The organism is Streptomyces sp. NPDC096205 (genome assembly GCF_044763135.1).
In the GTDB taxonomy this organism is placed as follows: Bacteria; Actinomycetota; Actinomycetes; order Streptomycetales; family Streptomycetaceae; genus Streptomyces.
The window spans coordinates 613727-627368 of sequence record NZ_JBIWFS010000001.1 but is presented as its reverse complement, the minus strand read 5'-3'; the positions used below and the strand labels follow the sequence as shown (position 1 = coordinate 627368).

Annotated in this window: 13 protein-coding genes; 7 read left to right on the top strand and 6 right to left on the bottom strand. The window is 72.3% G+C overall.

The genetic code is table 11. The annotated features are described in order from the left end of the window. Nucleotides 1-169: 169 nt before the first annotated feature. The gene (locus ACIQ6Y_RS02860; RefSeq protein ID WP_404031926.1) at nt 170-2572 is read right to left on the bottom strand and encodes a Tex family protein; all 2403 of its coding nucleotides are present in this window, start codon (nt 2570-2572) and stop codon (nt 170-172) included. Nucleotides 2573-2672: 100 nt separating this feature from the next. Beyond that, on the bottom strand, nt 2673-2810 hold the full coding sequence (locus ACIQ6Y_RS02855; RefSeq protein ID WP_404031924.1) for an LPFR motif small protein: 138 nt from the start codon (nt 2808-2810) through the stop codon (nt 2673-2675). Nucleotides 2811-2928: 118 nt separating this feature from the next. Between ACIQ6Y_RS02855 and ACIQ6Y_RS02850 the strand changes: the two genes are divergently transcribed. Then, nucleotides 2929-3888, top strand: coding sequence for a GlxA family transcriptional regulator (locus ACIQ6Y_RS02850; RefSeq protein WP_404031921.1), 960 nt, complete (start codon nt 2929-2931; stop codon nt 3886-3888). Nucleotides 3889-3908: 20 nt separating this feature from the next. Further along, nucleotides 3909-4544: a DJ-1/PfpI family protein gene (locus ACIQ6Y_RS02845; protein WP_404031919.1), complete on the top strand. Its 636-nt coding sequence runs from the start codon at nt 3909-3911 to the stop codon at nt 4542-4544. Here the strand turns inward: ACIQ6Y_RS02845 and ACIQ6Y_RS02840 are convergent. Beyond that, a complete protein-coding gene (locus tag ACIQ6Y_RS02840; RefSeq protein WP_404031916.1) occupies nt 4531-5280 on the bottom strand; it encodes an enoyl-CoA hydratase/isomerase family protein in 750 nt (249 codons plus the stop codon). The genes ACIQ6Y_RS02845 and ACIQ6Y_RS02840 overlap by 14 nt on opposite strands. A 291-nt stretch (nt 5281-5571) precedes the next feature. Between ACIQ6Y_RS02840 and ACIQ6Y_RS02835 the strand changes: the two genes are divergently transcribed. Beyond that, on the top strand, nt 5572-6081 hold the full coding sequence (locus ACIQ6Y_RS02835) for an ATP-binding protein (RefSeq protein WP_404033669.1): 510 nt from the start codon (nt 5572-5574) through the stop codon (nt 6079-6081). Between the two features lie 110 nt (nt 6082-6191). On the opposite strand, the gene idi is transcribed toward ACIQ6Y_RS02835, so the two are convergent. The 3 genes from idi to galE form a co-directional block, all read right to left on the bottom strand. Next, nucleotides 6192-6785, bottom strand: coding sequence for an isopentenyl-diphosphate Delta-isomerase (idi, locus tag ACIQ6Y_RS02830; protein ID WP_404031913.1), 594 nt, complete (start codon nt 6783-6785; stop codon nt 6192-6194). 164 nt (nt 6786-6949) lie between these two features. After that, the gene (locus tag ACIQ6Y_RS02825) at nt 6950-7891 is read right to left on the bottom strand and encodes a cation diffusion facilitator family transporter (protein WP_404031911.1); all 942 of its coding nucleotides are present in this window, start codon (nt 7889-7891) and stop codon (nt 6950-6952) included. Between the two features lie 127 nt (nt 7892-8018). Next, nucleotides 8019-8990 carry a UDP-glucose 4-epimerase GalE gene (gene galE, locus ACIQ6Y_RS02820; protein ID WP_404031908.1) on the bottom strand — a complete coding sequence of 324 codons (972 nt, stop codon included), beginning with the start codon at nt 8988-8990 and terminating at the stop codon, nt 8019-8021. 306 nt (nt 8991-9296) lie between these two features. Between galE and ACIQ6Y_RS02815 the strand changes: the two genes are divergently transcribed. Genes ACIQ6Y_RS02815 through ACIQ6Y_RS02800 form a run of 4 tightly spaced genes read left to right on the top strand, consistent with a single transcriptional unit; the run spans nt 9297 to nt 13639 of the window. After that, a complete protein-coding gene (locus ACIQ6Y_RS02815; protein ID WP_404031905.1) occupies nt 9297-11084 on the top strand; it encodes a DUF5941 domain-containing protein in 1788 nt (595 codons plus the stop codon). Continuing rightward, nucleotides 11081-11833 carry a sugar phosphate nucleotidyltransferase gene (locus tag ACIQ6Y_RS02810; RefSeq protein ID WP_404031902.1) on the top strand — a complete coding sequence of 251 codons (753 nt, stop codon included), beginning with the start codon at nt 11081-11083 and terminating at the stop codon, nt 11831-11833. The genes ACIQ6Y_RS02815 and ACIQ6Y_RS02810 overlap by 4 nt, the downstream gene beginning before the upstream one ends. Further along, a complete protein-coding gene (locus ACIQ6Y_RS02805) occupies nt 11821-12882 on the top strand; it encodes an iron-containing alcohol dehydrogenase family protein (protein ID WP_404031899.1) in 1062 nt (353 codons plus the stop codon). Before ACIQ6Y_RS02810 ends, ACIQ6Y_RS02805 begins: the two co-directional genes overlap by 13 nt. Then, the gene (locus ACIQ6Y_RS02800) at nt 12860-13639 is read left to right on the top strand and encodes a CDP-alcohol phosphatidyltransferase family protein (protein ID WP_404031896.1); all 780 of its coding nucleotides are present in this window, start codon (nt 12860-12862) and stop codon (nt 13637-13639) included. Before ACIQ6Y_RS02805 ends, ACIQ6Y_RS02800 begins: the two co-directional genes overlap by 23 nt. Nucleotides 13640-13642 lie beyond the last annotated feature (3 nt).

The window sequence follows — 13642 nt, the reverse complement described above, 5'->3', positions numbered from 1 at the left end:
CACAACGGAGCCGCACCGCCCGGCCCCGACCGCCGGACCCGCCACAACGGAGCCGCACCGCCCGGCCCCGGCCGCCGGACCAGCCCCAGAGACACGCCACGCCGGCCCGGAGTTGACCCCGGGCCGGCGTCACAGGTCATTCATCCACCGCCTGGCGCTCCGACAGGCGTCAGCGGCCCTTCTTCGGGTTCAGCAGACCCGCCTTGCGCAGGGCGTCGGCCATCGCGCTGTTCGCCGGTGCCGGAGCCTGACGGGAGCCACCGCCACCGCCATTGCCGCCGCCACGGCCACCGCCGTTGCCGCCCCCGCTCCCGCGCCCCTGCCGCTGCTGCGGAGGACGCCCGCCGCCCCGCTGCTGGCGCCGCTCACCGCCGGAGGCCTGCGCCTCGTCGTCCAGGCGCAGCGTCAGCGAGATCCGCTTGCGCGGGATGTCCACCTCGAGGACCTTCACCTTGACGATGTCACCCGGCTTGACGACGTCCCGCGGGTCCTTCACGAAGGTCTTCGACATGGCCGAGACATGCACGAGCCCGTCCTGGTGGACACCGACGTCGACGAACGCCCCGAACGCGGCCACGTTGGTGACGACGCCCTCCAGGACCATCCCGGAGGCCAGGTCGGAGATCTTCTCCACGCCCTCCTTGAAGGTGGCCGTCTTGAAGGCGGGCCGCGGGTCGCGCCCCGGCTTCTCCAGCTCCCTGAGGATGTCGGTGACGGTCGGCAGACCGAAGGTCTCGTCGACGAAGTCGGTCGGCCTGAGCGAGCGCAGCACCGCGGTGTTGCCGATCAGCGAGGCCACCTCCTGACCCGCGGTCTTCACCATCCGCCGCACCACCGGGTACGCCTCGGGGTGCACGCTGGAGGAGTCCAGCGGGTCGTCGCCGCCGCGGATGCGCAGGAAGCCCGCGCACTGCTCGTACGCCTTCGGGCCGAGCCGCGCCACCTTCTTCAGCGCGGAGCGGGAGGTGAAGGGCCCGTTGGCGTCGCGGTGCGCCACGATGTTCTCGGCGAGGCCGGAGGAGATGCCGGACACCCGCGCGAGCAGCGGCGCGGAGGCGGTGTTGACGTCCACGCCGACGCCGTTCACACAGTCCTCGACCACCGCGTCCAGCGAGCGCGACAGCTTCACCTCGGACAGGTCGTGCTGGTACTGGCCGACACCGATCGACTTCGGATCGATCTTCACCAGCTCGGCCAGCGGGTCCTGCAGCCGCCGCGCGATCGACACCGCGCCGCGCAGCGACACGTCCATGTCCGGCAGCTCCTGCGAGGCGAACGCGGACGCCGAGTACACGGACGCGCCCGCCTCGGACACCATCACCTTGGTGAGCTTCAACTCCGGGTGCTTGGCGATGAGTTCACCGGCGAGCTTGTCGGTCTCGCGGGACGCGGTGCCGTTGCCGATCGCGACCAGCTCGACCGCGTGCTCCTGCGCCAGCCGCGCCAGCTTGGCGATCGCCTCGTCCCACCGGTTGGCCGGGACGTGCGGGTGGATGACGTCCGTGGCGACGACCTTGCCGGTCGCGTCGACGACGGCGACCTTCACACCCGTACGGAAGCCGGGGTCCAGGCCGAGCGTCGCGCGCGTGCCCGCCGGGGCGGCGAGCAGCAGATCGCGCAGGTTGGCGGCGAACACCCGCACCGCCTCGTCCTCGGCGGCCGTACGCAGCCGCAGCCGCAGGTCGATGCCGAGGTGGACGAGGATGCGGGTGCGCCAGGCCCAACGGACGGTGTCGGTCAGCCACTTGTCGCCGGGGCGGCCGCGGTCGGCGATGCCGAACCTGTTCGCCACCAGCCCCTCGTAAGACGAAGGACCCTCCGTGGGCTCCTCCGGCTCCAGGACGAGGTCGAGGACCTCCTCCTTCTCGCCGCGCAGCATCGCCAGGATGCGGTGCGAGGGCAGCTCGGTGAACGGCTCGGCGAAGTCGAAGTAGTCGGCGAACTTCGCGCCCGCCTCCTCCTTGCCCTCGCGCACCTTCGCCGCGAGGCGCCCGCGCACCCACATGCGCTCGCGCAGCTCGCCGATCAGGTCGGCGTCCTCCGAGAACCGCTCGGTGAGGATCGCCCGGGCGCCGTCCAGCGCGGCCTGCGGGTCGGCGACGCCCTTGTCGGCGTCGACGAACGCCGCCGCGGCCGCGAGCGGTTCCACGCCCGGGTCGTTCAGCAGCCCCTCGGCCAGCGGCTCCAGCCCCGCCTCGCGGGCGATCTGCGCCTTGGTGCGCCGCTTGGGCTTGTACGGCAGATAGATGTCCTCCAGGCGCGCCTTCGTCTCCGCGCCCCGGATCTGCGCCTGAAGCCCCTCGGTGAGCTTGCCCTGCTCGCGCACCGACTCCAGGATCGCCGCCCGGCGCTCCTCCAGCTCCCGCAGATAGCGCAGCCGCTCCTCGAGCGTGCGCAGCTGCGCATCGTCGAGCATCTCGGTGGCTTCCTTGCGGTAGCGGGCGATGAAAGGCACCGTCGAACCGCCGTCGAGCAGCTCGACGGCGGCCTTGACCTGCCGCTCCCTTACGCCGAGCTCCTCGGCGATCCTGCTCTCGATGGACCCTGCTCCGAGGGACCCGGGTGTCGTCACGATCCCGTACCGCCTTCTACTTCGGGTTGCGCGGCAATTGTGGCAGGTGACACCGACAGCACGGGATCAGGGCAGGCGGACGGGCGTGGCAGGCGGCCCCTCATACGTGGCGCGCACCGCGTCGGCCGCTGGACGAGGCACCCCCGAACAGCCGGGCCACCGCCCGGAAGGGCAGCGTCACGACCGTCGCGATGGCCCCGCCGATCTGGCGCAGAACATCCGCTATGGCTCGGAACACGTCGAACTCCTCTCGTTGCCGTGTCCGCCGGGTACCGCGCGCGTCCCCGCGCACACATGGCAGGAAAGGTGGGGTGCTCGTCATTGCGGCCGTCGGCGGGGTTCCGAAGAATCGAGGCATGGCGCAGCGAACCGTGCTCGTGGTCCTCTTCGACGACGTCCAGAGCCTCGATGTCACAGGCCCCGTGGAGGTCTTCGCGGGGGCGGACACCTGCACGCCGGGGTCGTACGAGATCCGTACGGCCTCCCTGGACGGCGGTCCCGTACGCACCTCCAGCGGCCTGACCCTCGTACCGGACGGGGCGCTGCCGGACGAGGCCGGGCCGGATCTGCTGGTGGTGCCGGGCGGCCGGGGCACCCGCCGCGCGGACCCGCGGCTCGTGGACTGGCTGCGGCGCAACGGCCCGCGCGCCCGGCGGCTGGTGTCCGTGTGCACCGGCGCGATCCTGCTGGCCGAGGCCGGACTGCTGGACGGCCGACGCGCCACGACCCACTGGGCGTACTGCGAGAAGCTGGCCCGCGACCACCCGGAGATCGACGTCGACGCCGACCCGATCTTCGTGCGGGACGAGCACGTGTGCACCTCCGCCGGTGTCACCGCGGGCATCGATCTGGCCCTCGCCCTGGTGGAGGAGGACCTTGGCCGGGACGTGGCGCTCACGGTCGCCCGGCATCTGGTGGTGTTCCTGCGCCGGCCGGGCAACCAGGCCCAGTTCAGCGCGCAGCTCGCCGCCCAGACCGCGTCGCGCGAACCGCTGCGCGACGTCCAGCAGTGGATCACCGAGCACCCCGGCGGCGACCTGTCCGTCGAGGCGCTCGCCGCCCGCGCCCGGCTCTCCCCGCGCCACTTCGCCCGCGCCTTCCGCACGGAGACCGGGCTGACCCCCGGCCGCTACGTGGACCGGGTCCGACTGGAGCACGCCCGCCGGCTGCTGGAGGACACCGGCGACGGCGTGGAGGAGATCTCCCGCGCCAGCGGCTACGGCACACCGGAGGCCATGCGCCGCGCCTTCGTACGCATCCTCGGAACGGCCCCGGCCGAGTACCGGCGCCGCTTCCGCCCCGCGACCACCGAATGACCCCCGACGAAGGGACACCCATGCAGATCGCGATCGTCCTCTACGACCGCTTCACCGCCCTCGACGCCGTCGGCCCCTACGAGACCCTCGGCCGTCTCCCCGACGCCGAACTCGTCTTCGTGGCCGAGGAGTCGGGCCCCGTCCGCACCGACACCGGCGCGCTCGCGATGGTCGCCGACCGCACCTTCGCCGAAGTGCCGCACCCGGACATCGTGGTCGTGCCCGGCGGTCCCGGACAGACGCCGCAGATGGAGAACGTGGCCCTGCTCGACTGGCTGCGCGCGGTGGACGCGACCAGCACCTGGACCACGTCCGTGTGCACCGGCTCCCTGCTGCTCGCCCGGGCCGGGCTGCTCGAGGGCCGCCGGGCGACCTCGCACTGGCTGGCCCTGGACTTCCTGGCGAGCCTCGGCGTGGAGTCCACCGGCGAACGCGTCGTCTTCGACGGCAAGTACGTCACCGCCGCCGGCGTCTCCTCCGGCATCGACATGGGCCTCGCCCTGGTCGGAAGGATCGCCGGCGACGAGCACGCCCAGGCCGTCCAGCTGCTCACCGAGTACGACCCCCAGCCGCCCTACGACGCGGGCTCGCCGGCGAAGGCGCCCGCGCACCTGGTGGAGGAGTTCCGCGGCAAGAGCCGCTTCATCCTGACGTAGTCCAGGTGAAGCGCGGCGGCCTGCGCTCCAGGAACGCGGCGACGCCCTCCGCGGTGTCGCCGCTGCCGCGCGCCTGCTCGGACCAGTGCGCGTCGCGGTCGGTGCGCCCGTTCGCGAACTCCTTGGCGGCGGCCTGGGTGAGCTGCGAGCGGGAGGTCAGGATCCGGGTGAACTCCCCGACGCGCTTGGCGAGTTCGCCCTCCGGCAGCACCTCGTCCACCAGGCCGGTGCGCAGCGCCCGCTGCGCGTCGATCAACTCGCCGGAGAACAGCAGGTACTTGGCGGTGGCCGGCCCCACCAGGGACACCAGTCGGCGTGTGGAGGAGGCCGGGTAGACGATCCCCAGCTTGGCCGGTGTCACCCCGAACAGCGCGCCCTCCTCGGCGAACCGCAGATCGCAGGCCGCCGCCAACTGGGCCCCGCCGCCCACGCAGTGCCCCCGGATCGCCGCGAGCGTCGGCTTCGGGAAGGCGGCCAGCGCCTCCTCGGCGTCCCCCGCGAGCGACTGCGCCCGCTGCGGCGAGCCCTGGAGCGTGGAGATGTCCGCCCCGGCGCAGAAGGTGCCGCCCTCCCCGGTCAGCACCAGCGCCCGTACGGCCGTGTCGGCGGCGAGCCGGTCCAGCAGCGGCGGCAGCGCGGCCCACATGGCGGCGGTCATGGCGTTGCGCTTGGCCGGGTGGTGGATCACGACCGTGGCCACGGACTCGGTGACGCTGTGCAGCAGCTGCGGCTCCATGGGCCGGATGCTAACCCGCACCCCGGTGCGCGCCGCTGTGCGACGGATCACCCGGACCCGGGAAGAACCCCCGGCAAAAAGGGCGAGGCCGCACGCAAACCCGTACAACCCGAAAAGTTCGCGAAGTCGGCATGAGAGGGGCAGGAGCAGTCCCACAACTGACCCTGTCATACGCAGGTGGTCACAAACGCTCGATAGTCGGTGAGTTGTGGTCAGTCATCCGGAGCGGAGCGACTCATTACCAACACTCGACGTGTGGTGACAATCGAGCGCGAGGGTGGCGACCGGACGATGGAGACCCACGGGTGCGGGCCCGCCCCACACCCAGCAGGCGGCGCGGACGCGCCCCTTGAGACGGGTCCGCCGGACCCGCTGCCGTACGAAGGCGTCTGGCGGTTCACCGCCCCCGCCGTGGACGCCTCCGTCCCGCAGGCACGGCACGCCGTGCGGGACCTGCTGTACCGACAGGGCGTGCCCGTCTCGGACGACCTGGTGCAGGGGCTGCTGCTGATCGTCTCGGAGCTGGTGACCAACGCCGTACGGCACGCGGCCCTGCTGTCGCCGATGCTGGCCGTGGAGGTCGCCGTGGGCGCGGAGTGGGTGCGGGTGTCCGTCGAGGACAACCACCCCTACCGCCCGACCGCCCTGGAGGCCGACCACGGCCAGACCGGCGGCCGGGGGCTGCTGCTGGTGCGGGAGATCACCCGTGAGGCGGGCGGCGTGTGCGACGTGGAGCACACGGCGAGCGGCGGCAAGGTGATCTGGGCCGCCCTGCCGCTCAAGCCCACCGCGCAGCCCTGAGGCTCACCGGTCGCCGTGCGGCCCCGAGGCTCACCGACCGTCGTGCGGCCCTGAGGCTCACCGACCACCGCGCGGCCCTGAGGTCCACCGGCCGTCGGGAGCCCTGAGGCTCACCAGCCGGACGCGTCGCCCGTCAGCTCGCGGACCGCCGGGCGCGCGGCGTCCAGGACGGTCATGAACCAGGCGGAGAACACGTCCTTGGCATGCCGCTCGGCGAGCTCCGCGGGCGTCACGAAGGCCGTGTCGCCGACCTCCTCCGGGTCCGGCCGCAGCGGGGACTGCACGAGGCCCACGAAGAGGTGGTTGTACTCCTGCTCCACCAGCCCCGAGTCCGGGTCCGGGTGGTTGTAGCGCACCGTGCCCGCCTCGGCCAGCAGCGACGGGGAGACCCCCAGCTCCTCGTACGTCCGCCGGGCCGCCGCCGCGAAGGGCGCCTCGCCCGGGTAGGGGTGGCCGCAGCAGGTGTTGGACCACACGCCGGGGGAGTGGTACTTGCCCAGCGCGCGCTGCTGGAGCAGCAGCCGGCCACGGGCGTCGAAGAGGAACACCGAGAACGCCCGGTGCAGCTGCCCCGGCGGTTGATGGGCGGCGAGTTTCTCCGCGGTGCCGATCGTCACGCCGTCCTCGTCGACGAGTTCCAGCAAGATCGCTTCCGCGGTGCCCTTCGACGCGTTCGGCGTCGCGGTGGCAGGTGTGATCGGCATACCCATCCTTCGCCTCGGTCCTCGCGCCCCAGTCTGCCGTACGGAACAGGCGCTCCCCGCACTTCCCGCTCGCGGTACGCCATAAGAGGGGCCCGATGGGCGAACTCCGCCCGGGGCGCCGACGCCGGAGTCACCCGATCGGGCCGCGGCAGATCCCCCGAGGGTCAGTGGCAAAGGTGCGCCTCGTGCTCGGCGTGACCGCCCGGCTCCAGCTGGAAGGTGCAGTGCTCGACGTCGAAGTGGCCGCCCAGGCAGCCCTGGAGTTCGTGCAGCATCTTCTCGTGGCCGATCGCGTTCAGGACCTCCCCGCTGACGACCACGTGCGCCGACACCACCGGCATCCCCGAGGTGATCGTCCAGGCGTGCAGGTCGTGCACGTCCTCCACCCCGTCCAGCGCCAGGATGTGCGAGCGCACCTCCGCCATGTCGACGCCCTTGGGGGCCGACTCCAGCAGCACGTCGAGGGTCTCGCGCAGCAGCCGCAGGGTGCGCGGGACGATCATCAGGCCGATCACCAGCGAGGCGATCGGGTCGGCCGGCTGCCAGCCGGTGGTCAGGATCACCGCGGCCGAGATCAGCACCGCGACCGAGCCCAGCGCGTCCGCCGCGACCTCCAGGAAGGCGCCGCGCACGTTCAGGCTGTCCTTGCTGCCGCGCATCAGCAGCGTCAGCGACACGAGGTTCGCGGCGAGACCGACCAGCGCGAAGACGACCACCGGCCCGCCCTCGGTGCCCGCGGGCGTGATGAACCGCTGGACCGCCTCGTACAGGACGTAGCCGCCGACGCCGAGCAGCAGCAGACAGTTGGCGAGGGCGGCGAGGATCTCGGCGCGGGCGTAGCCGAAGGTGCGGTTGGCACTCGCCGGGAGGTTCGCGAAGTGGATCGCCAGCAGCGCCATGCCGAGGCCGAGGGCGTCGGTGGCCATGTGCGCCGCGTCCGCGATCAGGGCGAGGGAGTCGGCGACCAAACCGCCGACGATCTCGACCACCATCACGCCGAGCGTGATCGCGAGAGCGACCCTCAGCCGTCCGCGGTACGCCGCGGTCGCGGTACCGCCCGGCGAGGCGTGCCCGTGCGTGTGCCCGTGGTCATGGCCAGCCCCCATGAAAAACGCCCTCCTGTGTTCGGCCCGGGGCACCCAGTCAACTACGGGAGGGGGGTATCCGGCAACGCGGCACTGAACACCGTTGTCATATGCCCTGACCTGCGCAAACGAACCGCAGGTCAGCGGCTCAGCGAGCGTGCAGCCGCTGCCACCCCTCCCACGCCGACGCGACCATCTCGCGGACGTCGTGCCGTGCGGTCCAGCCCAGTTCCTTCGCCGCCAGGTCGGCCGAGGCGACCGCGCGGGGGGCGTCGCCGGGGCGCCGGCCCTCCACCAGGGCCGGGCGGGTGTCACCGGTGACCTCGCCGATCAGGGTGACCAGCTCGCGCACGGAGACCCCCACGCCACGGCCGATGTTGACCGTGAGGTCGCCCGTGGCGTCCTCGGCGGCCAGGCGCCGGGCGGCCGCGAGGTGGGCCTCGGCCAGGTCGGCGACATGGATGTAGTCACGGATGCAGGTGCCGTCGGGCGTCGGGTAGTCGGCGCCGAAGATTCGCGGGGCCTCGTCGCGGGTCAGCCGGTCGAAGACCATCGGGACGATGTTGAACACCCCGGTGTCGGCCAGCTCGGGCGCGGCCGTGCCGGCCACGTTGAAGTAGCGCAGGCACACCGTCGCGATGCCGTGCGCCCGGCCCGCGGCGCGCACCAGCCACTCGCCGGCCAGCTTGGTCTCGCCGTAGGGGTTCACCGGCGCACAGGGCGTGTCCTCCGTGATGAGGTCCACATCCGGGGTGCCGTAGACGGCGGCGGAGGAGGAGAAGACGAAGCGGCGGATCCCGGCCTCGGCGACCGCGTCGAGGAGTGTGGCCAGACCGCCCACGTTCTCCGCGTAGTACCAGGTCGGCCGCGCGACCGACTCCGCGACCTGCTTGCGGGCCGCGAGATGCACCACTCCGGTGATCCGGTGCTCGGCGAACACGCGCCGCAGCAGGTCCGCGTCCAGCGCGGAGCCCCGGACCAGCGGGACCCCTGCGGGCAGCCGTGCCGGGACGCCGGCCGAGAGGTCGTCCAGCGCCACCACGCTCTCCCCGGCCCCTGCCATGGCCCGCGCCACATGAGCCCCGATGTATCCGGCACCGCCGGTGATCAGCCATGTCATGGTGAGCCACCCTAAGCGGACCACGGGCGGGCGAGCGGGCCGGCCGCAGGTCGCGGAACGGCCGTACGTCGCGAATGTCCGTTCTGGAACCGCGAATTTTGTCTGCCCGGCCCCGGATCACCCATGATGATCGCGACGGAGGTCACGAGCAGACCGTGTCGACCGGACCGTGAACGGCCGGTGAACGCGGCTTTCCCAACATCCGATAGCCTCTGCCGACATGCCGCCCGCCTGGTGCAGCCAAGGGGCGTCCCCATCATGTACATGACCGACGCGGGCGCGTCGGGACCCAGGGAGTGAGTTCGGTTGCCGACCGCCATCCTCACCGGTCAGCCGGTCCCCGGATCGTCGATCGAGGGCGATCTGCGGTCCCTCGGCTTCGACGTCCGCGTGGCCTCCGGCGCCGATGACACCGCGGCCCTGCTGGCGCAGGCCCCGGCCGATGAGCGGGTCGCGGTCGTGGACCCGCGCTTCGTCGGCCATGTGCACGCCCTCCGCCTCGGTCTGACCGACCCCCGCTTCCCGCTGGCCGCCGTGCCCGGCGCCGTCACCGCCCAGCCGGCCGGCCGCCAGGCCCTCACCCGCGCCCTGACCCGGGAGAGCGGCGAGGGCACCGGCCCGGTCGCCGTCGACAGCCTCGCCGACCGCCTGATCACCGCCCTGGACGCCGACGGCGCCGGCCTGCACCGCCCCGAGCTGGGCTCCCTCGTCGCCACCGTCCCGGCCGACCCGCAGGCCCGCAACGAGGCCCGGCAGGCCGTCACGGCCGTCGACGACGAGGCCGTACGCCTGAAGTCGGCCGTGAAGGCCCGCGACGGCTTCTTCACCACCTTCTTCATCAGCCCCTACTCCCGCTACATCGCCCGCTGGTGCGCCCGCCGCGGACTGACCCCCAACCAGGTCACCACCGCGTCCCTGCTCACCGCGCTGATCGCGGCGGGCTGCGCGGCCACCGGCACCCGCGGCGGCTTCGTCGCGGCCGGCGTCCTGCTGATCTTCTCCTTCGTGCTGGACTGCACCGACGGCCAGCTCGCCCGCTACTCCCTGCAGTACTCCACGCTCGGCGCCTGGCTCGACGCCACTTTCGACCGGGCCAAGGAGTACGCCTACTACGCGGGCCTCGCACTGGGAGCGGCCCGCGGCGGGGACGACGTGTGGGCCCTCGCCCTCGGCGCGATGATCCTCCAGACCTGCCGGCACGTGGTCGACTTCTCCTTCAACGAGGCCAACCACGACGCCACCGCCAACACCAGCCCCACCGCCGCCCTCTCCGACAAGCTCGACAGCGTCGGCTGGACGGTGTGGGTGCGCCGGATGATCGTGCTGCCGATCGGCGAGCGCTGGGCGATGATCGCGATCCTCACCGCGGCCACCACGCCCCGCATCACCTTCTACGCCCTGCTCATCGGCTGCGCCTTCGCGGCGACCTACACCACGGCCGGCCGCGTGCTGCGGTCCCTGACGCGCAGGGCGGAGCGCACCGAGCGGGCGGCGAAGGCGCTGGCGGACCTCGCCGACAACGGCCCGCTCGCGGAGGGGCTGAGCAAGGTCGCGTGGCCGCTGAAGACCCCGTTCGCCTCGGCGCTGACGGGTGCCGCCGTGATCGTGGTCACCGCCGGTATCGCCCCGTACGGCAGCCGGCTGTCCGCCCTCGCCGCCGTCTTCTACGTCTGCTTCTCCGCCCTCGCCCTGGCCCGCCCCCTCACCGGCGCCCTCGACTGGCTGGTCCCGCCCTTCTTCCGGGCGGCCGAATACGGCACCGTCCTGATCCTCGCGGCCAAGTCCGAGGTGAACGGAGCCCTTCCTGCGGCTTTCGGCCTGGTGGCGGCGGTCGCCTACCATCACTACGACACGGTGTACCGCATCCGCGGGAACGCCGGAGCGCCCCCGGCCTGGCTGGTGCGCGCCATCGGGGGGCAGGACGGGCGGACGCTGCTCGTCGTCGTGCTGGCCGCGCTGCTCACCGGTTCGCAGTTCACGCTCGCGCTCACTGCGGTGGCCGTGGTCGTCGCCCTGGTGGTGCTCGTGGAGAGCATCCGCTTCTGGGTGTCCGCAGGGGCGCCCGCCGTACACGATGAAGGAGAACCCGCATGATCGGCCTCGTGCTGGCGGCCGGCGCCGGACGCCGACTGCGCCCCTACACCGACACCCTGCCCAAGGCACTGGTGCCGGTGGGGCCCGCGGGCATAGAGGGCGAGCCCACGGTCCTGGACCTCACCCTCGGCAACTTCGCCGAGATCGGTCTGACCGAGGTCGCGGTCATCGTCGGCTACCGCAAGGAGGCCGTGTACGCGCGCAAGGAAGCGCTGGAGGCCAAGTACGGCCTCAAGCTCACCCTGATCGACAACGACAAGGCCGAGGAGTGGAACAACGCCTACTCCCTGTGGTGCGGCCGTGACGCCCTCAAGGACGGCGTGATCCTCGCCAACGGCGACACCGTGCACCCGGTCTCCGTCGAGAAGACGCTGCTCGCCGCCCGCGGCGAGGGCAAGCGGATCATCCTCGCCCTGGACACGGTGAAGGACCTGGCCGACGAGGAGATGAAGGTCGTCGTCGACCCGGAGACGGGCGTCAAGAAGATCACCAAGCTGATGGACCCCGCCGAGGCGACGGGCGAGTACATCGGTGTCACCCTGATCGAGGGCGACGCCGCCCCCGAGCTGGCCGACGCGCTGAAGACCGTCTGGGAGACCGACCCGCAGCAGTTCTACGAGCACGGCTACCAGGAGCTCGTGAACCGAGGCTTCCGGATCGACGTCGCGCCGATCGGCGAGGTCGACTGGGTCGAGATCGACAACCACGACGATCTCGCCCGGGGACGGGAGATCGCGTGCCGCTACTGACCCGGCTGATTCCCTCACCCGTCGTCGTCGACATCCGCCCCGGCGCCCTCGACGACCTCGGCGGTGTGCTCGCCGACGAGCGCATCTCGCACTCCGGCCGCCTCGCCGTCGCCGTCAGCGGCGGCTCCGGCGCCCGGCTGCGCGAGCGGCTCCAGCCCGCCCTGCCCGGCGCCACCTGGTACGAGGTCGGCGGCGGCACCCTCGACGACGCCGTCCGGCTGGCCGCCGAGATCAAGGCGGGCCACTTCGACGCGCTCGTCGGGCTCGGCGGCGGCAAGATCATCGACTGCGCCAAGTTCGCCGCGGCGCGCGTCGGCCTGCCGCTGGTCGCCGTACCGACCAACCTCGCGCACGACGGCCTGTGCTCACCGGTCGCCACGCTCGACAACGACGCAGGGCGGGGCTCCTACGGCGTACCGAACCCGATCGCCGTCGTGATCGACCTGGACGTCATCCGGGAGGCCCCGGTGCGCTTCGTGCGGGCCGGGATCGGCGACGCGGTGTCCAACATCTCGGCCATCGCCGACTGGGAGCTGGCCCACCGGGTCAAGGGCGAGAAGATCGACGGCCTGGCCGCCGCCATCGCCCGGCAGGCCGGCGAGGCCGTGCTGCGCCACCCCGGCACCATCGCGGACACCGGCTTCCTCCAGGTGCTCGCCGAGGCGCTGGTGCTCAGCGGCATCGCCATGTCGGTGTCGGGCGACTCCCGCCCGTCCTCCGGCGCCTGCCACGAGATCAACCACGCCTTCGACCTGCTCTACCCCCGCCGCGCAGCCGCCCACGGCGAGCAGTGCGGCCTGGGCGCGGCCTTCGCGATGTATCTGCGCGGGGCCCACGAGGAGTCGGCCGCCATGGCCGAGGTGCTGCGCAGGCACGGGCTTCCGGTGCTCCCGGAGGAGATCGGCTTCACGACCGACGAGTTCGTCAAGGTCGTGGAGTTCGCCCCGGAGACCCGGCCCGGCCGCTACACGATCCTCGAACACCTCGACCTGAAAACCGACCAGATCAAGGACATCTACGCCGACTATGTCAAGGCCATCGGTAGCTGAACTCCGTCCGGTCGTCCACCCCCCGGGGGTCAAGGACCGGCGCAGCGGTGAGCACTGGATGGGGCGCCTCTACATGCGTGAGGTGTCCCTGCGGGTCACGCGCCACCTGGTGAACACCCGCGTCACACCCAACCAGCTCACGTACCTGATGACCCTGTTCGGCGTGCTCGCCGCCCCGGCCCTGCTGGTGCCGGGCGTCACGGGCGCGGTCCTCGGCGCGGTCGCGGTGCAGATGTACCTGCTGCTGGACTGCGTCGACGGCGAGGTCGCGCGCTGGAAGAAGCAGTACTCCCTCAACGGCGTGTACCTCGACCGGGTCGGCGCCTATCTCACCGACGCCGCGGTCCTGGTCGGCTTCGGCCTGCGGGCCGCCGACGTGTGGGGCAGCGGCCGTATCGACTGGCTGTGGGCGTTCCTCGGCACCCTCGCCGCGCTCGGCGCGATCCTGATCAAGGCGGAGACCGACCTGGTCGCGGTCGCCCGGCACCAGGGCGGGCTGCCCCCGGTGAAGGAGGCCGCCGCCGAGATGCGCTCCTCCGGCATGGCACTGGCCCGCAAGGCCGCCGCCGCGCTGAAGTTCCACCGCCTGATCCTCGGCATCGAGGCGTCGCTGGTGATCCTGCTCCTGGCCTTCGCCGACCAGGCGCGCGGCGACCTGTTCTTCTCGCGGCTCGGCGTCGCGGTGATGGCGGGTGTCGCGGTGCTGCAGACGCTGCTGCACCTGGTGTCCATCCTCGCTTCCAGCAGGCTGAAGTGAGTG

Coding starts and splice junctions, on each gene's coding strand:
- ACIQ6Y_RS02850 (WP_404031921.1), top strand. CDS start 2,929: ATGGCGCAGCGAACCGTGCTCGTGGTCCTCTTCGACGACGTCCAGAGC.
- ACIQ6Y_RS02845 (WP_404031919.1), top strand. CDS start 3,909: ATGCAGATCGCGATCGTCCTCTACGACCGCTTCACCGCCCTCGACGCC.
- ACIQ6Y_RS02840 (WP_404031916.1), bottom strand. CDS start 5,280: ATGGAGCCGCAGCTGCTGCACAGCGTCACCGAGTCCGTGGCCACGGTC.
- ACIQ6Y_RS02835 (WP_404033669.1), top strand. CDS start 5,572: ATGGAGACCCACGGGTGCGGGCCCGCCCCACACCCAGCAGGCGGCGCG.
- idi (WP_404031913.1), bottom strand. CDS start 6,785: ATGCCGATCACACCTGCCACCGCGACGCCGAACGCGTCGAAGGGCACC.
- ACIQ6Y_RS02825 (WP_404031911.1), bottom strand. CDS start 7,891: ATGGGGGCTGGCCATGACCACGGGCACACGCACGGGCACGCCTCGCCG.
- galE (WP_404031908.1), bottom strand. CDS start 8,990: ATGACATGGCTGATCACCGGCGGTGCCGGATACATCGGGGCTCATGTG.
- ACIQ6Y_RS02810 (WP_404031902.1), top strand. CDS start 11,081: ATGATCGGCCTCGTGCTGGCGGCCGGCGCCGGACGCCGACTGCGCCCC.
- ACIQ6Y_RS02800 (WP_404031896.1), top strand. CDS start 12,860: ATGTCAAGGCCATCGGTAGCTGAACTCCGTCCGGTCGTCCACCCCCCG.